This is a genomic window from Mesorhizobium sp. P2_D5 (assembly GCF_056404355.1).
The window spans coordinates 919,204-938,070 of sequence record NZ_JBFUEE010000001.1 but is presented as its reverse complement, the minus strand read 5'-3'; the positions used below and the strand labels follow the sequence as shown (position 1 = coordinate 938,070).

The following is an 18,867-nucleotide window of genomic DNA, read 5'->3' as shown; positions in this document are numbered from 1 at the left end:
TTTGCTCAGAGTTTCAACGCTCTCAGCCGCAATGCGTTGGATATCACCGACACCGAGGACAGGCTCATCGCCGCCGCCGCCAGCATCGGCGACAAAAGCGTGCCGGTGAGCGGATAGAGCACACCGGCGGCGACGGGTACGCCGAGCACGTTGTAGAGGAAGGCGAAGAACAGGTTCTGGCGGATGTTGCGGATCGTCGCCTGGGCGAGCGTACGCGCCCGCACGATGCCGTTGAGGTCGCCCTTGACCAGAGTGATGCCGGCGCTTTCGACGGCGACGTCGGCGCCGGTGCCCATGGCGATCCCGACATCGGCGGCGGCAAGGGCGGGGGCGTCGTTGACGCCGTCGCCGGCCATGGCGACGCCTTTGCTCCTGGCACGCAGCTCTTCGACCAGGGCTGCCTTCTGTTCCGGCAGCAGTCCGGCGCGAACCTCATCGATGCCGAGGCTCCTGGCGATCGCTTTTGCAGTACGTTCATTGTCGCCGGTCGCCATGACGATCCTCAGGCCGCTGTCACGCAGGGCCCGGATCGCTTCGGCGGTGGTCGCCTTGACGGGGTCGGCGACAGCGACGATGCCGGCCAGTTTGTCGCCTACGGCAACGAACATCACGGTCCTGCCTTCGGTCTGCAGCGTTTCGGACCTGGCGGAGACGGACGCGGTGTCGATGCCGAGATCGGTCATCATCGCCGCATTGCCGAGCGCGACCTTCTTTCCCGACACGGTGCCGGAAACGCCCTTGCCGGTGACGGCCTCGAAGCCGCTGGCGTCGGCGATCTCCAGGCCGCGCGTACCGGCGCCTTCGACGATGGCTTCGGCCAGCGGATGCTCCGAGCCCTTTTCCAGGCCGGCGGCAAGGGCCAGCAATTCGTCTTCGGAAAAGCCGTTTGCGGCAACGACATCGGTCAGTTTCGGCCGGCCTTCGGTCAGCGTGCCCGTCTTGTCGACGATCAGTGTGTCGACGGAAGCGAAGCGTTCGAGCGCGGCGGCTTCCTTGATCAGCACGCCGGCATGGGCGCCGCGCCCGGTGGCGGTCATGATCGACATCGGCGTGGCGAGGCCGAGCGCGCAGGGGCAAGCGATGATCAGCACCGACACCGCCGAGACGATGGCGAAGATCAGGCTGGGTTCGGGGCCAAGGACAGCCCAGGCGACGAAGGCGGCGATCGCGACCAGCACCACAGCCGGGACAAAGTAGAAGGAAACGCGATCGGCCAACCCCTGGATCGGGGCGCGCGAGCGCTGCGCCTTGGCGACGAGTTCGACGATGCGCGCCAGCGTGGTCTCGGCGCCGATCCGCTCGGCACGCAGGATCAGCGAGCCGTTTTTGTTGAGCGTGCCGGCGGTTAGGGTATCGCCTTCGGCCTTTTCGACCGGCAACGGTTCGCCTGTGATCATCGATTCGTCGAGGGAGGAACGGCCTTCCAACACGGTGCCGTCGACCGGCACGGCGTCACCGGGACGGATGCGCAGGCGGTCGCCCACCTTGACCGCGTCGAGCGGCACGTCGCCTTCGGAGCCGTCGGAACCGATCAGCCGCGCGGTCTTCGGCGCGAGATCAAGCAAAGCGCGGATTGCCGACCCGGTCTTTTCACGGGCGCGCAGCTCCAGCACCTGGCCGAGGAAGACCAGCGCGACGATGACGGCGGCGGCCTCGAAATAGACGGGCACCGCACCACCATGGCTGCGGAACTGATGCGGAAAAATGTCCGGGAACAGCGTGGCTGCGACGCTGTAGAGATAGGCCGCGCCGACGCCGAGCGAGATCAGCGTCCACATGTTGGGGCTGCGGTTCACGAGCGAATCCCAGCCGCGATGGAAAAAGGGCAGCGCCGCCCACAACACGACGGGGCTGGCCAACGCCAGTTCCAGCCAGACCATTGTGCGTTCGTCGACAAATACCTCGAACGTCAGGCCGAGCATCGGCGCCATGGCGATGAACAGCAACGGCAGCGACAGCACGGCACTGACCCAGAATCGCCTGGTGAAATCGACCAGCTCGGGATTTGGTCCTTCATCACCAGTGGGCACGCCCATCGGCTCCAGCGCCATGCCGCATATCGGGCAGGAGCCGGGCTTGTCGCGGATGATTTCGGGATGCATCGGGCAGGTGTATTGCGTGCCCTTGGGCATCGGCGGCGGTGCGGCCCTGTCGCCAAGATATTTCTGCGGTTCCGCCTCGAATTTCGCCTTGCAGCCGGCAGAGCAGAAGTAGAAGTCCCGACCTTGATGACGGACAGAGTGCTTGGCCGTCGCAGGGTCGACGGTCATGCCGCAGACAGGATCCCGCACCACGGCCGCCTCCCCGGCCGCGGCTTTCGCCGCGCAGCAGCCGTCATGCGCGTGATGATGATGGTCTGAATGCGTCATTCAAAATGCCTCGATGCCTCGTCTCGATGAGGAGGTAGTGCTTCCAGTAACTGGAAGGTCAAGGGCATAATTTTCTTTTTCCGTATGCCGGCGCCGGCGCCAGGCCACCGTCAAAGAAAGTCGGATGCGCGGTGGCTTCTTGTGCTATGGAGCCGTCGATCGACAATCCAAACGCATCCAAATGCATCGATTCCATTTCCAATGAAGTGCCTGGTTATAAACCTCGACCGGTCCCAGGACCGGCTCGCGCATATGACGTCGGAGTTTGCCCGCATCGGCATTGACTTCGAACGCGTCGCGGCGGTCGACGCCCAGGGCCGATCCGACCTCCCGCAAACACCGATGCGGCTCAATCCGCTGACGCAGTTGCATCTGACCAACACCGAGATCGCCTGTTTCCTCAGCCACAAGGCCTGCTGGGCAAAGATTGCCGATGGCGACGATGCCTATGGCGTCGTTTTTGAAGACGATGTCGTCTTTTCGGAAAATGCCGGCGCGATGCTTGCCGACGCCAATTGGATCCCGGCTGATGCCGAGATCGTCAAGCTGGAGACGTTCTTCAAGAAGACCCGGCTCGCATGGCGGCGCTCTCCGGCCGGGCACGGCTTTTCCACGTCCAGACTGCACGGAGATCACGTCGGCGCGGCCGGCTACATACTCTCGAGGCAGGCGGCGCGTGATCTCATCGACGGCACCGCAGAGCTCAGCAGTCCCGTCGACCAGGTCATCTTCAATCCAAGATTCGCCCCCTCGCCCGGCAAGGCGATCTATCAGCTGATTCCGGCTCTGTGCGCGCAGGAACGCTTCTTGCGGTCCGCCGCACTGCCGAGCCTGCTTCTTGAGGAACGGCGGGACCAGTGGCTTGCCGGTGTCCAATCCGGGTCGCGCACGACCAAGACGCTGACGATGAGAATCGGGGCTGAGGCCAGGAAATTGCTGAGCAGGATCGTCGACCTCTGCCTCCTGAAGCAGAGAAACAGGCTCATAGCGTTCTATCGCCACGGCGAACGTGTCCGTCCTGCCCATACCCACAACCGCGAAAAGGCGCTATAGACGCCGCCGAAAAGGCGAGGCCAACCGGTACCTATGGCGAAAATCTCCCTGAAACTCGACGAACTGATCGACGGCGAAGCCTTGCGCCGCGAGATGACGGCGCTGACCGCGACCACCGCGGGGGACGGCTCTGGACAGGCCGCGCGCAGCGGCGTGCTTCAGCTTCTCAAGGGGCGGTTGGCGGATGGACGCGCCATTGCCGAACGCATGCTGAGGGACGACGGCGGCGGCCGTGCCTGTGCAGCGCGTCTGTCGCACCTCATGGACGAGATCATCCGGGCGCTTTACGATTTCGCCGTCACGCATGTCTACCGGGTCAAGAATCCGTCTTCGGCGGAGCGCATGGCCGTCGTCGCCGTCGGCGGCTATGGCCGTGGCACGCTGGCGCCTGGCTCCGACATCGACCTTCTGTTCCTGTTGCCCTACAAGCAGACGCCATGGGGCGAGCAGACCGTAGAGTACATGCTCTACATGCTGTGGGATCTCGGGCTGAAGGTTGGCCACGCCACCCGCAACATCGACGAATGCCTGCGCCTGTCGCGCACCGACGTCACCATCCGGACCTCGATCCTCGAGGCGCGTTTCCTGTGGGGCGAGCTCAAGCTCTATGACGAGCTGATGCTGCGCTTCGACCATGAGGTGGTGCGCACGACCGGCCCCGAATATGTCCAGGCCAAGCTTGCCGAACGCGACGACCGGCATGCCAAGGCCGGCGAAAGCCGCTATCTCGTCGAGCCCAACGTCAAGGACGGCAAGGGCGGCCTGCGCGACCTGCAGACGCTGTTCTGGATCGGCAAGTATTTCTACCGCGTGCGCACCGGCGAGGAACTGGTCGACAAGGGCGTCTTCACTGAGGGCGAATATCGCGAGTTCCAGAAGGCCGAGGATTTCCTGTGGGCGGTGCGCTGCCACATGCATTTCCTCACTGGCAAGGCCGAGGAACGGCTGCATTTCGACATCCAGCGCGAGATTGCCGAGCGGCTCGGCTACACCAGCCATCCCGGCCTGTCGGCGGTCGAGCGCTTCATGAAGCACTACTTCCTCGTCGCCAAGGATGTCGGCGACCTGACCCGCATCTTCTGCGCCGCGCTCGAGGAAGAGCAGGCCAAGCACGTGCCAGGCTTCAACCGCATCTTCCTCACCTTCTCGCGGCGCAAGCGCAAGCTTGCCGGCACCTCTGACTTCATCGTCGACAACCACCGCATCAACGTCGCCGACGACCAGGTGTTCGAGCGCGATCCGGTCAATCTCTTGCGGTTGTTCTGGTTCGCCGACAAGCACGGTCTGGAGTTCCATCCCGATGCGCTGAAGCTGTTGACCCGCTCGCTCGGCCTGGTCAACAAGTCGCTGCGGCGCGACGAGGAGGCCAATCGGCTGTTCCTCGACATCCTGACCTCGGACCGCAATGCCGAACTCAATCTGCGGCGCATGAACGAGGCCGGGCTGCTCGGCAAGCTGATCCCGGATTTCGGCAAGATCGTCGCCATGATGCAATTCTCGATGTACCACCACTATACGGTGGACGAGCACCTGATCCGCTGCATCGGCGTGCTGGCCGAGATCGAGCGCGGCGATGGCGAGAAAGTCCATCCCCTCTCCCACACGCTGATGCCGGGCCTGAAGAAGAGCCGCGAGGCGCTCTATGTCGCCGTGCTACTGCACGACATCGCCAAAGGCAGGCCGGAGGATCATTCCGAGGCCGGGGCCAGGATCGCCCGGCGCATCTGCCCGCATATGGGGCTGTCACCAGCCGATACCGAAACGGTCGCCTGGCTGGTCGAGAACCACCTCGTAATGTCGATGACGGCGCAGACCCGCGACCTCAACGACCGCAAGACCATCGAGGATTTCGCCGCGATCGTGCAATCGGTCGAGCGGCTGAAGCTGCTTTTGATCCTCACCGTCTGCGACATCAGGGGCGTCGGACCCGGTGTGTGGAACGGCTGGAAGGGCCAGTTGCTGCGCACGCTCTATTACGAGACCGAACTGCTTTTGACCGGCGGCTTTTCGGAAGTGTCGCGCGCGCAGCGGACGGCGGCGGCGCGCGAGCGTCTGGCCGAGGCGCTCGCCAACTGGTCGGACAAGGCCCGCAAGCGCTATGTCGCCCTGCACTACGAGAATTACCTTTTGACCGTCGATCTCGCCGATCAGCTGCGCCATGCAGAGTTCATCCGCGAAGCGGACGCTTCGGGCAACAAGCTCGCCACCATGGTCAAGACCCACCAGTTCGAGGCAGTGACCGAAATCACCGTGCTGGCGCAGGACCATCCCCGCCTGCTCTCGGTCATCGCCGGGGCCTGCGCCGGAGCCGGCGGCAACATCGTCGACGCGCAGATCTTCACCACGTCGGACGGCCGCGCCTTGGACACCATCCTGATCTCGAGGGAATTCGACCGCGACGAGGACGAGCGTCGGCGTGCCGAGCGCGTCGGCCGGCTGATCGAGGACGTGCTGTCGGGCAAGAGCTGGCTGCCGGAGATGATCGAGAAGCGGACCAAGCCGCGGCGCGGCGCCAAGGTGTTCAAAATCCCACCGCGCGCCGAAATCCGCAACGCACTGTCGAACCGTTTTTCGGTCATCGAGGTCGAGGGGCTGGATCGGCCGGGCCTGCTCTCGGAGATCACCGGAACGCTATCCGACCTGTCGCTCGACATCGCATCGGCCCACATCACCACCTTCGGCGAGAAGGTCATCGACACCTTCTATGTCACCGACCTCACCGGCCAGAAGATCGACAATCCGACCCGCATCGCCACCATCCGCAACCGGCTGATGGCGGCGCTTGAAGGCGTCGCGCCCGAGCGTGGCGGCAAGGCCAAGGCCGCCGCCGAGTGACAGCGACCATCACTTTGTCCCAATTCCGCAGGCAGTTCCCGAAAGCATGAGCCTCGTCAAGAAATTCGCAACGGTCGCTTCCGGCACGCTGATGAGCCGCGCGCTCGGCTTCGGCCGCGAGATGCTGATGGCGGCAGCGCTGGGCACCGGGCCTGTCGCCGACGCCTTCAACGCCGCCTTCCAGTTTCCCAACACCTTTCGCCGGCTGTTCGCCGAGGGCGCTTTCAACGCCGCGTTCGTGCCGCTGTTCGCCAAGGAGATCGAGACACACGGCACCGAAGGCGCCAAGCGCTTCTCGGAGGAAGTGTTCGGCGTCTTGTTCACGGCGCTGCTGGCGCTGACCATCGTCATGGAATTGTCGATGCCGCTGATCGTACGCTACCTGGTGGCGCCGGGTTTTGCCGGCATACCGGGAAAATTCGACACCACGGTGACGTTGGCGACGATCATGTTCCCCTACCTGATCTGCATGTCGCTGGGCGCCATGATGGCGGGGATGCTGAATTCACTGCGCCGCTATTTCGCGGCGGCGGTGGCGCCGGTGTTTCTCAACATCATCCTGATCGGCGTGCTCGCATACGCCTGGTACAAGGGCTCCGACGCCCTCACCGTCGGCTACGGACTGTCCTGGGGCGTGCTGGCCGCCGGACTGGTGCAACTGGCGATCGTCTGGGTGGCGGTGCGCCATGCCGGCATCTCGATCGGCTTCCGCCGTCCGAAAATGACGCCCGCGGTCAAGCGGCTGCTGATCCTGGCGCTGCCGGCGGCGATCACCGGCGGCATCACGCAGATCAACCAACTTATCGGCACTGCGATCGCCTCGGCGCAGAACAGCGCGGTGTCCTCGCTCGCCTATGCCGACCGCATCTACCAGTTGCCGCTCGGCGTGGTCGGCGTGGCGGTGGCGATCGTGCTGTTGCCCGAACTGTCGCGGGCGCTGAAGTCGGGCAACCTGATCGAAGCCGCCAATCTGCAGAACCGCTCGGTCGAGTTCACGCTGTTCCTCACCTTGCCGGCAGCCGCGGCACTGTGGGTAATGTCGGAGCCGATCGTGCGGCTGGTCTATGAGCGCGGCGCGTTCGCCGCCAACAACTCGACGCCGACGGTGGCGGCGATCCTGGCGATCTTCGGCCTCGGCCTGCCGGCCTTCGTGCTGATCAAGGCGTTCACCCCAGGCTATTTCGCCCGCGAGGACACCCGCACGCCGATGATGTTCGCCGCCATCTCGGTGGCGGTGAACGTCACCACGGCGCTGACGCTGTTTCCGGAAATGGGCGCGCCCGGCATCGCCGTCGCCTCGGCGGTCGCCGGATGGGTCAACGCGCTGATGCTGCTCGGCGTCTTGATCAGACGTGGCCATTGGGGCCGCGACGTGCCGCTGATGAAACGCATTCCGCGGCTGGTGCTGTCGGCGATCGTGATGGGGGCGGCACTTTATTTTGCCGAACACTGGTTCGCCGTCAGGCTCGGCCGGGGTGCGCCGCTGGTCGTCAAGGCGACGACGCTTCTGGCGCTCGTCGCCGGCGGGGCGCTGCTCTACTTCATCACCGCCTTCGCCACCGGCGGCGCCGATTTCGGCATGATCCGGCGCAACGTCAAGCGGGGATCGGGGAAAGCGGCGCCACCGGCCCCAAAGACCGCCCCGGATGAGTAGGGCCGGATAACTCGACGGCAAAACCGGTCTTGATCGTATCGTCGTGTTCGTCCATAAGCGCGCCGTCGCAAGACTTTCGCCGCGCGCGAAACGGCCCTCCACAAGCCAAGGGAACAACCATGACCGCCTTCAAGCCACTCGTCTTTTCCGGTGTCCAGCCGACCGGCAATCTGCATCTCGGCAACTATCTCGGCGCCATCAAGAAATTCGTCGCCCTGCAGGAGACCTCCGACTGCATCTATTGCGTCGTCGACCTGCATTCGCTGACCGCACAGCTCGTCTATGACGACCTCGCCGACCAGACGCGGTCGATCACCGCGGCGTTCCTGGCCTCGGGCATCGACCCGAAGAAGCACATCGTCTTCAACCAGTCGCGGGTCATGCAGCATGCAGAACTCGCCTGGATCTTCAATTGCGTGGCGCGCATCGGCTGGATGAACCGCATGACGCAGTTCAAGGACAAGGCCGGCAAGGACCGCGAGAACGCTTCGCTGGGCCTGCTTGCCTATCCGAGCCTGATGGCTGCCGACATCCTGCTCTATCGCGCCACCCACGTCCCGGTGGGCGAGGACCAGAAGCAGCACCTGGAGCTGACCCGCGACATCGCGCAGAAATTCAACAACGACTTTTCCGACCGCATCGCAGCCCTTGGCGTCGGCGTCGAGATGCAGGTCGGCGAGGAGACCGTCAACGGCTATTTCCCGCTGACCGAGCCGGTGATCGGCGGGCCGGCGGCGCGCATCATGTCACTGCGCGACGGCTCGAAGAAGATGTCGAAGTCGGATCCGTCGGACCTGTCGCGCATCAACCTGACCGACGATGCCGACGCCATCTCGAAGAAGATCCGCAAGGCCAAGACCGACCCGGAAGCGTTGCCGAGCGAGCTGGACGGGCTGGCCAGCCGGCCCGAGGCGGAAAACCTGGTCGGCATCTATGCTGGTCTTGCCGATATGTCGAAGGCAGACGTGCTGAAAGAGTTCGCCGGCCAGCAGTTTTCGGTGTTCAAGCCGGCGCTGGCCGACCTTGCGGTGGAGAAGCTGGCGCCGATCGCCAGCGAGATGCGCCGCATTTCCGATGACCGCGCTTATGTCGACGCGGTGCTAAGGGATGGCGGCGAGCGCGCCGGTGTGCTCGCAGAGGCAACGATGAAAACCGTGCGCGACATCATCGGGCTGCTGCAGAGCTGATCCCAACATCGGGTGCACTGCACCACACTGGCATAAGGCCGGCGGCTTGCCGCCGGTCTGCGGCAGTGGCAGATTGCGGCAGCAATGACACCGAGTACGTAGACATGGTCTCCAAACGCCTCAGCCGCGAAGCCGGCCATCGCCGCAAGTTCCTGGCGATCATCGACGACACGCCGGAATGCGAGCGCGCCGTCGCCTACGCCTCGAAGCGGGCGCAGAGTACCAACGGCATGCTGGTGCTGCTCTATGTGATCGAGCCGGACGATTTCCAGCACTGGCTGGGTGTCGAGAAGATCATGCGCGAGGAGGCCAATGCCACGGCGCGCGCCGCGCTCGACGGTTATGCCAACAAGGTACGCCAGAAGCTCGGCATGGAGCCGGAGATGGTGGTGCGCGAAGGCAAGCCGACCGAAGAGATCCACAAGCTGATCGAGGAAGACCAGGACATCGCCATCCTGGTGCTGGCCGCCGGCGCCGGCAAGGAAGGTCCCGGACCGCTGGTCGGCGCCGTGGCCGGCAAGGGTGCCGCATTCCCGATCCCGGTGACCGTGGTGCCGCAGAACCTGTCGGACGAGGAGATCGACAGCCTCGCCTGAAATGTATCGATATTCGGGTGATGCCGGCCTGCAAACGGCCAGACCTGAATCGCACCTCAAAGCGCATCGCAGGTCGCAAAAACATTCCGCCAGCCAGCCGTTCCGGCGATGCGTTTCGCTTGAATGTCCAGCCAATAGAGCCTATTTAGAACTATTCCAAACTGGTTGCCCGAAACGGGCACGGAGACGGCCATGTTCATCCAGACCGAATCGACGCCAAATCCGGCGACGCTGAAATTCCTGCCCGGCAAGGAAGTGCTTCTGGAAGGCACCGCCGATTTCCGCGATGCCGACAGCGCCGCCACCGCCTCGCCGCTGGCTGGCCGGCTGTTCGAGATCCCCGGAGTTACCGGTGTTTTCTTCGGCTACGATTTCATTACCGTGACCAAGGACGGCCCCGACTGGCAGCATCTGAAGCCGGCGATTCTTGGCGCCATCATGGAGCATTTCATGTCCGGCGCGCCGGTCATGGTCAAAGCCGGCCCCGCCGCCGAGACCAGCCTGACGGGTGAGTTCTACGACAAGGCCGACGAGGAACTCGTCATCACCATCAAGGAACTGCTCGACACGCGGGTGCGCCCTGCGGTCGCCCAGGATGGCGGCGACATCACCTTCCGCGGCTTCGAGAACGGCACGGTGTTCCTGCACATGAAGGGCGCCTGCGCCGGCTGCCCGTCTTCGACGGCGACGCTGAAGCACGGTATCCAGAATCTCCTGCGCCACTTCGTGCCGGAAGTGCAGCAGGTCGAGCAGGTTTCCTGATTGTCCGCCGGACGCTTTGCCGGCAAAACAGATTCATAAAACGCAAAAAACAGGCGCAAATAACAAAAAACCGGGCCGAATTGCCCGGTTTTCTGTTTGGGACGTCCGTTGTTGCCTAGACGGTCCGCGCATGAAAGGCGTCTCTATCTGATCATGATTTTGCCGAAAACCGGTACCGGTTTTCGGGATCATGGCCTAAAGAACAATGACCTTGGCGCCCACCGAGGTGCGGTCATAAAGGTCGATAATGTCCTGGTTCATCAGGCGGATGCAGCCTGACGACATTGCCTTGCCGATCGAATTCCACTCCGGGCTGCCATGCAGGCGATAGCCCATGTCGCCGCCCTTGTTGAACAGGTACATGGCGCGGGCGCCGAGCGGGTTCTTCAGGCCCGGCTCCATGCCGCCGGCAAACTTGGCCAGTTCCGGCTGGCGGTGGATCATCTGCGAAGGCGGCGTCCAGGTCGGCCATTCGCGCTTCAGCGCGATGTGGGCGGTGCCGTGCCATTCGAAGCCTTCGCGACCCACGCCGATGCCGTAGCGCATCGCCAGGCCATCACCCTCGACGAAGTAGAGGAACTTGTTCTGCGTATCGACGATGATGGTGCCCGGCTTTTCCTTGGTGTCGTAGTCCACCTCCTGCCGATGATACCTCATCGGCACCTTCTCGATCGGGATGCGCGGCAGCTGGTAACCGGCGTCGGTGACCGCACCGTAGTCGTTGGAGAAAATCCGCATGCCGATGCTGCTGCAACCGGCGATAGCAGTGGAAAGCGCCAATGCGGCGACGATTGCAAACGACTTCATGCGCATAAGATGATCCGGCGCCCCGCCCCAACTTCAGCGGCACGAGTCGGCCGCTTTCTCACTGTCATTCATGCTGGCATTTGCTTTGCTTGCCAAGCACGCGATGCCTATATGCGGAGGCTTACCTGCTGGTAAGCGCATTACTATGGCATTTCGGCAACAGGCCTCACAGGATTGTGAAGGAAATTCAATGGCCCCGTCCGCAAGCCCGTTAAAAATCAAGGAAAATCGTCATGAATGTCGGTGACGCCGCCCACCATTCAGGCCTGCCGGCCAAGACCATCCGCTACTATGAGGAGATCGGCCTGATCGCCCCTGCGCGTGCCGCCAACGGCTACCGCGACTATTCGGGCGACGATATCCACCGGCTTGCCTTTCTGCGCCGCGCGCGCAACCTCGGCTTTTCCATCGACGATTGCCGCCAGCTGATGGCGCTCTACAAGGATCGAAGCCGCGCCAGCCACGACGTGCGCGAGATCGCCGCCGCCCATGTCAGGGCGATCGAGGAAAAGGTGCGCGAATTGCAGTCGATGCGTTCGACCCTGCAGACGCTGATCCACGCCTGCCACGGGGACGACCGGCCGGACTGCCCGATCCTGGATGACATGGCCGGGGCTGCGCTGCCCAGCGGCAAGGATGCTTCGACGGCCGCATAGGCGCTATGCGTCCAGCGGGAGCATCATTTGGAAACCAGTAGGATTTGCCGTAATATTAACCGGGGCTAATGCACATGTCCTTGGTCGGAAGGGACCTGAGTGGGGAAGTTCCTGGCAGGCCTGGTGGCCGCGGCGCTGGTCGCGTCGGCAGGACGATGCTGGTCCAAGGACAAACAGCCTTACAAGCCGATCTTCGAAGAAAAAGTAAGAATGGCCAGCGCCCTGCGGTATTCCGACATCCTGAGCCAGGAATGCATGCACGGGCGGCGGTATCCGCGGAACAAGATCAAGAACGGCTTCAAAAGGCACTACCAGGAAATGTGCCTGCAGTTGGTCGCGGAAGGGTACACCATCGTGCCAGATGTCACCGGGAACAGCTCACCCCAGGCACTGTCCGAGATGGAATTCGACGCCAAACGGCGGCGTGGGATCGCGCCCCAATTTGGCTGTTTTCGAGCATACTGGCTGGATGATTGAAGCCCGCTTCTCAATTGGCCCACAGAGTCGGCCTGTCAGTGGCCCGAGCGCGCCATGCTGGTGCGGCGCGGCGTGCAACGGCTTTTGATGGAGACGGGCGGCTGGGCATTCCCAAGATCGCTCCGGCCACCCGGCGTATCAAGTCGGTTCGCGCGGACGATCTCTTTGTTTTTCGACGAACTGATTGGCGTGTTCCGCCCAATCGTCCGCTGTGATCTTATGTTCCTGAACAGACTTTCCAAAGGCCTCGCGCAGAGCGTCAAGGTCGAAGGCCCACAGCTGTTCGCCTTCGTTGCTGTTCGATGTCGCGTCACCCGTCCCCATGGAAGCGACGATAAGCTCCACAAGTTCAGGCTTTCAAGGACCAATGCCTGACTTCTTTTGGGTGCATCCGGGTTAGATCATAAGATCGGCGTTCTCGCTCATCGGACGCCCCTAGCTTAGCGGTTGTGCTTCGTACCAGCGGGCCAACCAATCCAGAACGTCCATCCAGATAAGCTACCGGACCGGTATCGGCATGGAAAGAAGGGCATTCTCCAATCTATGGATTCGTGGCCTTGGGCTTCCGGCCGCGAGGGTGTCCTGCTTATGTGGCCAAGGCGGTATAGACCCGAGTGATGAAGCCATGGAATTGCATCATGTAGTCGCGCAGGAACTCCTCGGTCCCGGCGTCGGTGACCTCGCCTTCATCGGTGATCAGGCCGGGTTTGAACTGGATGTAAGCCTCGATCGAGTTCATCTGCGGGGAGTTGCAGAAGCCAAGAACGCCGCGAAGGCTTTGCTGCGCCAACGCGGTGCCGATCGAACCCGGCGAGGTGCCGATGACCGCCGACGGTTTTCGGGTGAACGAGTTGTGGCCGTAGGGTCGGCTCGCCCAGTCGATCGCGTTCTTGAGCCCACCTGGGATTGAGCGGTTGTATTCCGGCGTGACGAACAACACGGCTTCGATCCCGGCGAGCGCTTCCTTGAATGCCTTTGCCGGCGGAGGGAAATCAGCGTCGTAGTCGTAGCTGTACAGCGGCAGGTCCTTGAACGGGATTTCGGCCATCGAGAGTTCGGCTGGCGCCAAGTTCACGAGCGCCTTGGCCAGCTTCCGGTTGATTGAGCCCTTGGCGAGGCTGCCAATGAGATAACCGACTTTGTACGCGGTCATAAGAATGCCTCCTCGGGAGAAAGCCAGTATGCGGCTGGCAGCGCAGTCCTGAAGGGTACACCCCAAGGCCGATCAATGCACGCGTATCGTGGGTAGCGGCTGCCCTACGGCTGGGCAGGGCGTGTCTGGGACTTCAGTCTTAGTTGAGATATCGCTAATGTGCCTATAGCTTGGGCAGTGCGGGGGACGATCCCAAAAGCCTGATCCCGCAGTGGCCGGTGCGGCCTACCCCCAACACCAAGCACCCCGACCGTACCGGCCACTCCCATAGGGCCGGGCGAATTGGCTAGGCCGCCATTCATCGTAGCGCCTCTACCAACGAAGCACCTGAAGACCTTCTATCGGCCTTTCTCGATTGAACTCGTGCCCTTGGGCACGAAGAAACACCGCCATCTGTATCTCTGGTAGGCCTCGAACTTCATATGGGGAATGATCGTTCGATAGAACGTCATTAAATGCTCACAGAGATGGTAGCGGTCATCGGGGGAGGCTTGGGCACGCTCTCTAATACGTTCGCGGCGTGGTCCACACGAACACCGTATCACTATCGGAAGCCCGTCCAATTGAAGCTTCCCCTGTGGAAAGGCCAACCGTTTCGGAAACGGAATAAGCGTTGAGTCTTAAGGCGAAACCACCTATATTGTAGCTCTCCCTCGGCCCGAAACCCCTGCCAAGTGTAGGGAACCCGTCCAAGACGGAGGCGAAAGCTAGGGCCGGGGGACGCCTCTCATCTTCCTGTGCCAAATAGTGAATTTGCCCTGCATGGCGGTGTCGCGCGTCACGTCCAGAACACGCGCGCTGTCCAGTATGTAGTCCGACAGCCAGCACTTCGCGGGAGATGCGCCGGCGGCCTTCCTGTGCCCGTTTAGGTGGAATGCTACCGCGCCGATGAGCAAATCAGTCATCTGCAATAGCGGCTCATCGTGCGAGCTACGGAAATGAAGCCTGCGAAAAGGCCAGTCGCGCCGGTCTCCTTTCTTTTTGATCCCCCTGTTCAGCATCAACCGAATTTCTTCCAATGGCGTGTTCGTCTCGCGCTTGTCCGGGTAGACATGGAAAAGGCGGTTGCCGTAGACGCGACCGAATTTCATCAGGAGTTGGTAGATCTCCTTGTTGAAGCCAATTTCTCGATTGCCGCCGTTGAATGCGTGTTCGTTTCGGCGTGCCATTTCGACAACGAGACAATGGAATTCGACGGGGCCGCCGTACCACTCGCCCACGAAGAACTGATCTACGATTCGTCTATATAGATCGAGCTTAGCCGACGAAACTTTCGTCCATTTCAACTCTGAACCGGGCAACCCTTCACGACGGATAATGCCGCACGAAACGTTCAAGCGTTCGGCTGCGTAGCGCGATGCAATGATACCACCGAGAACCAGGAACCGGTGCTGGTTCTGGCTGCTTTCGTCGATGTAGATATTTCTGATAAGATCGTCGTCCGGAGACTGCATTGGAGGCCGTAATGGCAACTGAGTCGCAAGAGAAACAACAGTATCAGAAATTCAAAGGAGCCGCGTGGAAGCTGGAAACCGACCAGTCCGAGGAAGCCTTTGACCGCGTGTTGAAGAAGGTAGCGAAGGCACCGCCGCCTAAGGACGATAGGAAGGGCGGCAAAGAGTCAAGCTGAGCGGCTTCGATGGCATTCCTTCTGGCCTTCCTCGTCTGCGGGGCTATATTACTTGCCGTCGTATTCATCCATCAAAACTGGCTGCGGAACCACACAAGGGACTGGGTGCCGACAGCCGCTGAAGTTCTGAAGTTTATTGACGGTGGCGAGGGGCCTAACCGCTATCTGCTGCAATATGTGTTTGATGGAAAGGTCTACCGCATCGAAACCAGTCCGTGGTTGGTGCCCGTCTGCACTGCCAGCAAGGCGGGCTCGCAAATCAACGTTCTGGTCAACCCATATAGCCCTTACCGATGCGCAATCATCGATGGAACGGGACGAGGCCGGTGAAGCCCTCCTAGAGGCGGATAGCCGGCAGCCCATCCCGCAATTCAATGAATTGATCTTTTAGGCCGTGGGCGCGGATGTCGGGAGAATATTCAAATCGGCTCTTGTCGGGATTGGGCCGAAAGACGTTTTGTAGATGACCGTCGAGGCGATAGATCGCCAGCAGATCGCCTTCGAACACCCAACGAAATTCGTTGGCGTTGTTGCCATCTCCAATAGAGCCATTCTCTAGAAAGGTGATTGGCTTGCGCGCATCGGGTTTGAAATTGAAATACCGACGCCTGCGAGTGAGCATATCGCGTAGCGATGTCACATTCCCATTCTCGACAGGGGCCGGAGCAGGGGCTGGAGCGGGTGTGGTCTTGTCAATCTTCGGTGGCAGCGACGGCAGCGTTAGCTTAGGTGGCATCGGCGTCGGTGGTGTGGCAGGCAACTTAGGATGGTCGAGACGCAACTTCAGTTCCGTTATTGTCTCGTCACGGCGTTCCAACCGGCTTTTGAGATTTTCAATGCGTTCGCCGTACATGAACCGGCCGATCGCCCACCCGCCACCGGCGAACAGGACAGCTAGGGTTACGAACACCCACGGCGCGGCCATTACCGCAGCCCAATTAGCTTGAAGAAACTCGATAAGCCCCATGCGCTTTTCATATCAGCGCACCGTGGATTTCGCCAATGGGTCTGTCAAAGATACAATCGCTCCCATAAAACAGGTTCAAACCGTGAACAAAATCTGGCATGGTGCCGCCATGCCAATCATCTCGCCGATTCTGCAAAACCCGCTTATCGACGGTCGCCAGTCGGAGCGCGCCATGCTGGTGCGGCGCGGCGTGCAGCGGTTGTTGATGGAGATGGGCGCGCATGTGCTGCCCGAACTGTCGCTGGCCACCGGCCGCCGTGCCGACCTCGTCGCGCTGACGCGGCAGGGCGACATCTGGATCATCGAGATCAAGTCCTCGGTCGAGGATTTCCGGGTCGACCGCAAATGGCCCGACTACCGGCTGCACTCCGACCGCTTCTTCTTCGCCACTCATCCCGGCGTGCCCTCGGAGATCTTTCCCGAGGAGTGCGGCTTCATCCTCTCCGACGGCTACGGCGCCGAAATCCTGCGCGATGCGCCGGAGCACCGCATGGCGGCGGCGACGCGCAAGGCGCTGATGCTGCGGATCGCGCGAGCCGGCGCCTCGCGGCTGCTGGCGGCTGAGCTTGCCGGCGTGTCGGTGCCGGCGCTGGAGGGGGAGAGCGAGTAGTTCGCAAAACCCAGAAAATGCGGGGCCAGCCCTACTCTTCGCTCTCGTCCACGGCACTCGCCGCCGGCGCCATCAACAACACGGCGGCGCCGAGGAGGGCGGCGATGAAGGAGCCGGCGAGGATGCCGACCTTGACCGCGTCCTGGAGTGCCGCGTCGCTGGCGAAGGCGAGCAGGCCGATGAACAGGCTCATGGTGAAGCCGATGCCACACAGCAGCGAGATGCCGATCAAGTGCGACCAGCCGGCATGGGCCGGCAGGTCGGCAAGGCCGAAGCGGATGGCAAGTGCCGAGGAGCCGAAGACGCCGACCAGCTTGCCGACGACGAGGCCGGCGGCGACACCCAGCGTCAACGGCTCGACCAGCGCGCCAAAGCTCAGGCCGGCGAGCGAAACGCCGGCATTGGCAAAGCCGAAGATCGGGATGACGACAAAGGGCACGATCCTGTGCAGGCCATGCTCGAGCCGGTGCAGCGGCGAATGGTCGAGATCGTGGCGGATCCCGGCAGAGCGTTCGAGCGGAATGGTCAACGCCAGCGCCACGCCGGCAAGCGTGGCATGGACGCCGGATTTCAGCACCAGCACCCACAGAACGGCGCCGAGCACGAGATAGGGCAGCAGCGTCATCACCCGCATGCGGTTGAGCACGACGAGCACGGCAATGACGGCGAAGGCGGCACCAAGATAAGCTGATGACAGCCCGCTGCTGTAGAAGACGGCGATGATGATGACGGCACCGAGATCATCGATGATGGCAAGCGCGGTGAGGAAGACTCTCAGCGAGGCCGGCACACGGCTGCCGAGCAGCGACAGCACGCCGAGCGCGAAGGCGATGTCGGTGGCGGTCGGGATCGCCCAGCCGGACAGGGCCGCCGCATTGTTGCGGTTGATCGCGACGTAGACGAGTGCTGGAACCACCATGCCGCCGGCTGCGGCGATGCCGGGCAGGACGCGGCGCGGCCAGGTCGAGAGCTGGCCGTCCAGCACCTCGCGCTTGATCTCCAGCCCGACAAGCAGGAAGAACACCGCCATCAGCCCGTCATTGACCCAGTGCGAGACGCTGAGCGGGCCGAGATAGGCGTGGAGAGCGGAGAAATAGGTTTCGGAGAGAGGCGAGTTGGCAACGATCAGGGCCAGTGCGGCGGCCACCATCAGGACGATGCCGCCGGCCGCCTCGCTATCGAGAAACTCGCGGAAGACGGAAACCGGCCGCTGCTTCAAGTCCTGCATGTCGCCTCCGTCGTGCCGCCTATTGGCCGGCGTCATTTTCCGAGCGCTGGCGCCGCCCCTCACCTGCCTGCCGGCATCCTCTCCCCGTATAGTGACGGGGAGAGGGACGCTGTCATCAATGGTTTCGCCAATTTATCAGCGTTGCAAGAAAGGCACCGGCTTTGCGGCCGGCCCCTTTCTCCCCGTCACTATACGGGGAGAAATGCCCGGCAGGGCAATGAGGGGCGGGGCTTGCTTCGACAATTGGTGGTCACGGCCAAGAGTTGGAAACCGTCATTGATCCGAAGCCATTTGCCCCGCGTATTGCGCCAACTCAGCGCGGCGCGCGCTTGGCCAGGATCCGCTGCAAGGTGCGGCGATGCATGTTGAGCCGGCGCGCGGTCTCGGAGACGTTGCGCTCGCACATCTCATAGACGCGCTGGATATGCTCCCAGCGGACGCGATCGGCCGACATCGGGTTTTCCGGAGGCGCTGCCCGCTCGCCCGCCGTCCGGGTGAGCGCGGCGAAGATGTCATCGGCATCGGCCGGTTTGGAGAGATAATCGACGGCGCCGAGCTTCACCGCCGTCACCGCGGTGGCGATGTTGCCGTAGCCGGTCAGAATGATGGTGCGGGAATCGTCGCGCTTCTCACGGATGGCGGCAACCACGTCGAGACCATTGCCGTCGCCGAGCCGCATGTCGACCACGGCATAGGCGGGCGGGTTGGCACGCGCCTTGCCGACCGCCTCCTCGACGCTCTCGGCCGTCTCGACCACGAAGCCCCTGGTTTCCATGGCGCGGGCCAGGCGCGTGAGGAACGGCTTGTCGTCATCGACGATGAGCAGCGAGGTGTCCTCGCCTTCCACCATTGCGCCAATGTTTTCGTCGCCTGTCATGGTCTC

Annotated in this window: 19 protein-coding genes; 12 read left to right on the top strand and 7 right to left on the bottom strand. The window is 62.5% G+C overall.

The features are described from left to right. Window positions 1–5: 5 nt before the first annotated feature. A complete protein-coding gene (locus AC1DYW_RS04475) occupies window positions 6–2,369 on the bottom strand; it encodes a heavy metal translocating P-type ATPase (protein ID WP_477225238.1) in 2,364 nt (787 codons plus the stop codon). Window positions 2,370–2,570: 201 nt separating this feature from the next. Here AC1DYW_RS04475 and AC1DYW_RS04470 point away from each other — a divergent pair, with 201 nt between their 5' ends. From AC1DYW_RS04470 to AC1DYW_RS04445, 6 genes are all read left to right on the top strand, one after another. Then, complete coding sequence (locus AC1DYW_RS04470) at window positions 2,571–3,422, top strand: glycosyltransferase family 25 protein (protein WP_477225237.1); 852 nt, start codon at window positions 2,571–2,573, stop codon at window positions 3,420–3,422. Window positions 3,423–3,455: 33 nt separating this feature from the next. Then, window positions 3,456–6,257 (top strand): [protein-PII] uridylyltransferase, encoded by a 2,802-nt coding sequence (locus AC1DYW_RS04465; RefSeq protein WP_477225236.1) that lies wholly within the window; start codon window positions 3,456–3,458, stop codon window positions 6,255–6,257. 46 nt (window positions 6,258–6,303) lie between these two features. Continuing rightward, complete coding sequence (gene murJ, locus AC1DYW_RS04460) at window positions 6,304–7,911, top strand: murein biosynthesis integral membrane protein MurJ (protein ID WP_477225235.1); 1,608 nt, start codon at window positions 6,304–6,306, stop codon at window positions 7,909–7,911. A gap of 119 nt (window positions 7,912–8,030) precedes the next feature. Continuing rightward, the gene (trpS, locus tag AC1DYW_RS04455) at window positions 8,031–9,098 is read left to right on the top strand and encodes a tryptophan--tRNA ligase (RefSeq protein WP_477225234.1); all 1,068 of its coding nucleotides are present in this window, start codon (window positions 8,031–8,033) and stop codon (window positions 9,096–9,098) included. Between the two features lie 104 nt (window positions 9,099–9,202). Further along, complete coding sequence (locus tag AC1DYW_RS04450) at window positions 9,203–9,694, top strand: universal stress protein (RefSeq protein ID WP_095082749.1); 492 nt, start codon at window positions 9,203–9,205, stop codon at window positions 9,692–9,694. A gap of 192 nt (window positions 9,695–9,886) precedes the next feature. After that, a complete protein-coding gene (locus AC1DYW_RS04445) occupies window positions 9,887–10,456 on the top strand; it encodes a NifU family protein (protein ID WP_095084295.1) in 570 nt (189 codons plus the stop codon). Window positions 10,457–10,651: 195 nt separating this feature from the next. Here AC1DYW_RS04445 and AC1DYW_RS04440 read toward each other — a convergent pair whose 3' ends face one another. Continuing rightward, window positions 10,652–11,269, bottom strand: coding sequence for a L,D-transpeptidase (locus tag AC1DYW_RS04440; protein ID WP_095082750.1), 618 nt, complete (start codon window positions 11,267–11,269; stop codon window positions 10,652–10,654). Window positions 11,270–11,496: 227 nt separating this feature from the next. Here AC1DYW_RS04440 and cueR point away from each other — a divergent pair, with 227 nt between their 5' ends. The 3 genes from cueR (at window position 11,497) to AC1DYW_RS04425 (ending at window position 12,771) form a co-directional block, all read left to right on the top strand. Further along, window positions 11,497–11,919 carry a Cu(I)-responsive transcriptional regulator gene (cueR, locus tag AC1DYW_RS04435; RefSeq protein ID WP_457150044.1) on the top strand — a complete coding sequence of 141 codons (423 nt, stop codon included), beginning with the start codon at window positions 11,497–11,499 and terminating at the stop codon, window positions 11,917–11,919. 99 nt (window positions 11,920–12,018) lie between these two features. Then, window positions 12,019–12,396: a hypothetical protein gene (locus AC1DYW_RS04430; protein ID WP_477225233.1), complete on the top strand. Its 378-nt coding sequence runs from the start codon at window positions 12,019–12,021 to the stop codon at window positions 12,394–12,396. A gap of 54 nt (window positions 12,397–12,450) precedes the next feature. After that, window positions 12,451–12,771: a hypothetical protein gene (locus AC1DYW_RS04425; protein ID WP_477225232.1), complete on the top strand. Its 321-nt coding sequence runs from the start codon at window positions 12,451–12,453 to the stop codon at window positions 12,769–12,771. A gap of 211 nt (window positions 12,772–12,982) precedes the next feature. On the opposite strand, the gene AC1DYW_RS04420 is transcribed toward AC1DYW_RS04425, so the two are convergent. Together AC1DYW_RS04420 and AC1DYW_RS04415 are read right to left on the bottom strand one after the other, a co-directional pair. Next, the gene (locus AC1DYW_RS04420; RefSeq protein WP_477225231.1) at window positions 12,983–13,549 is read right to left on the bottom strand and encodes an NADPH-dependent FMN reductase; all 567 of its coding nucleotides are present in this window, start codon (window positions 13,547–13,549) and stop codon (window positions 12,983–12,985) included. Between the two features lie 707 nt (window positions 13,550–14,256). After that, window positions 14,257–15,003, bottom strand: a complete 747-nt coding sequence (locus tag AC1DYW_RS04415; RefSeq protein WP_477225230.1) for a DUF3800 domain-containing protein — start codon at window positions 15,001–15,003, stop codon at window positions 14,257–14,259. A gap of 11 nt (window positions 15,004–15,014) precedes the next feature. Here AC1DYW_RS04415 and AC1DYW_RS04410 point away from each other — a divergent pair, with 11 nt between their 5' ends. Together AC1DYW_RS04410 and AC1DYW_RS04405 are read left to right on the top strand one after the other, a co-directional pair. After that, on the top strand, window positions 15,015–15,179 hold the full coding sequence (locus AC1DYW_RS04410; RefSeq protein WP_477225229.1) for a hypothetical protein: 165 nt from the start codon (window positions 15,015–15,017) through the stop codon (window positions 15,177–15,179). A gap of 9 nt (window positions 15,180–15,188) precedes the next feature. Continuing rightward, on the top strand, window positions 15,189–15,509 hold the full coding sequence (locus AC1DYW_RS04405; RefSeq protein ID WP_477225228.1) for a hypothetical protein: 321 nt from the start codon (window positions 15,189–15,191) through the stop codon (window positions 15,507–15,509). A 7-nt stretch (window positions 15,510–15,516) separates the two neighbouring features. Here the strand turns inward: AC1DYW_RS04405 and AC1DYW_RS04400 are convergent, their stop codons facing one another. After that, entirely contained in the window at window positions 15,517–16,146 is a 630-nt protein-coding gene (locus AC1DYW_RS04400) for a hypothetical protein (RefSeq protein WP_477225227.1), read from the bottom strand. A gap of 109 nt (window positions 16,147–16,255) precedes the next feature. Between AC1DYW_RS04400 and AC1DYW_RS04395 the strand changes: the two genes are divergently transcribed. Next, complete coding sequence (locus tag AC1DYW_RS04395) at window positions 16,256–16,756, top strand: MmcB family DNA repair protein (protein ID WP_095084296.1); 501 nt, start codon at window positions 16,256–16,258, stop codon at window positions 16,754–16,756. 31 nt (window positions 16,757–16,787) lie between these two features. On the opposite strand, the gene nhaA is transcribed toward AC1DYW_RS04395, so the two are convergent. Next, the gene (gene nhaA, locus AC1DYW_RS04390; protein ID WP_477225226.1) at window positions 16,788–17,984 is read right to left on the bottom strand and encodes a Na+/H+ antiporter NhaA; all 1,197 of its coding nucleotides are present in this window, start codon (window positions 17,982–17,984) and stop codon (window positions 16,788–16,790) included. Between the two features lie 313 nt (window positions 17,985–18,297). Continuing rightward, complete coding sequence (locus tag AC1DYW_RS04385; RefSeq protein WP_095082767.1) at window positions 18,298–18,861, bottom strand: ActR/PrrA/RegA family redox response regulator transcription factor; 564 nt, start codon at window positions 18,859–18,861, stop codon at window positions 18,298–18,300. Window positions 18,862–18,867: the final 6 nt, after the last annotated feature.

Bases quoted from the DNA above. Each gene is read 5' to 3' on its own strand.
- AC1DYW_RS04385 (WP_095082767.1), bottom strand. From the start codon at position 18,861: ATGACAGGCGACGAAAACATTGGCGCAATGGTGGAAGGCGAGGACACC.
- AC1DYW_RS04400 (WP_477225227.1), bottom strand. From the start codon at position 16,146: ATGGGGCTTATCGAGTTTCTTCAAGCTAATTGGGCTGCGGTAATGGCC.
- AC1DYW_RS04450 (WP_095082749.1), top strand. From the start codon at position 9,203: ATGGTCTCCAAACGCCTCAGCCGCGAAGCCGGCCATCGCCGCAAGTTC.
- trpS (WP_477225234.1), top strand. From the start codon at position 8,031: ATGACCGCCTTCAAGCCACTCGTCTTTTCCGGTGTCCAGCCGACCGGC.
- AC1DYW_RS04475 (WP_477225238.1), bottom strand. From the start codon at position 2,369: ATGACGCATTCAGACCATCATCATCACGCGCATGACGGCTGCTGCGCG.
- nhaA (WP_477225226.1), bottom strand. From the start codon at position 17,984: ATGCAGGACTTGAAGCAGCGGCCGGTTTCCGTCTTCCGCGAGTTTCTC.
- AC1DYW_RS04420 (WP_477225231.1), bottom strand. From the start codon at position 13,549: ATGACCGCGTACAAAGTCGGTTATCTCATTGGCAGCCTCGCCAAGGGC.
- AC1DYW_RS04425 (WP_477225232.1), top strand. From the start codon at position 12,451: ATGCTGGTGCGGCGCGGCGTGCAACGGCTTTTGATGGAGACGGGCGGC.
- AC1DYW_RS04470 (WP_477225237.1), top strand. From the start codon at position 2,571: ATGAAGTGCCTGGTTATAAACCTCGACCGGTCCCAGGACCGGCTCGCG.
- AC1DYW_RS04395 (WP_095084296.1), top strand. From the start codon at position 16,256: ATGCCAATCATCTCGCCGATTCTGCAAAACCCGCTTATCGACGGTCGC.
- AC1DYW_RS04405 (WP_477225228.1), top strand. From the start codon at position 15,189: ATGGCATTCCTTCTGGCCTTCCTCGTCTGCGGGGCTATATTACTTGCC.
- AC1DYW_RS04415 (WP_477225230.1), bottom strand. From the start codon at position 15,003: ATGCAGTCTCCGGACGACGATCTTATCAGAAATATCTACATCGACGAA.
- AC1DYW_RS04445 (WP_095084295.1), top strand. From the start codon at position 9,887: ATGTTCATCCAGACCGAATCGACGCCAAATCCGGCGACGCTGAAATTC.
- AC1DYW_RS04410 (WP_477225229.1), top strand. From the start codon at position 15,015: ATGGCAACTGAGTCGCAAGAGAAACAACAGTATCAGAAATTCAAAGGA.
- AC1DYW_RS04440 (WP_095082750.1), bottom strand. From the start codon at position 11,269: ATGCGCATGAAGTCGTTTGCAATCGTCGCCGCATTGGCGCTTTCCACT.
- AC1DYW_RS04465 (WP_477225236.1), top strand. From the start codon at position 3,456: ATGGCGAAAATCTCCCTGAAACTCGACGAACTGATCGACGGCGAAGCC.
- murJ (WP_477225235.1), top strand. From the start codon at position 6,304: ATGAGCCTCGTCAAGAAATTCGCAACGGTCGCTTCCGGCACGCTGATG.
- cueR (WP_457150044.1), top strand. From the start codon at position 11,497: ATGAATGTCGGTGACGCCGCCCACCATTCAGGCCTGCCGGCCAAGACC.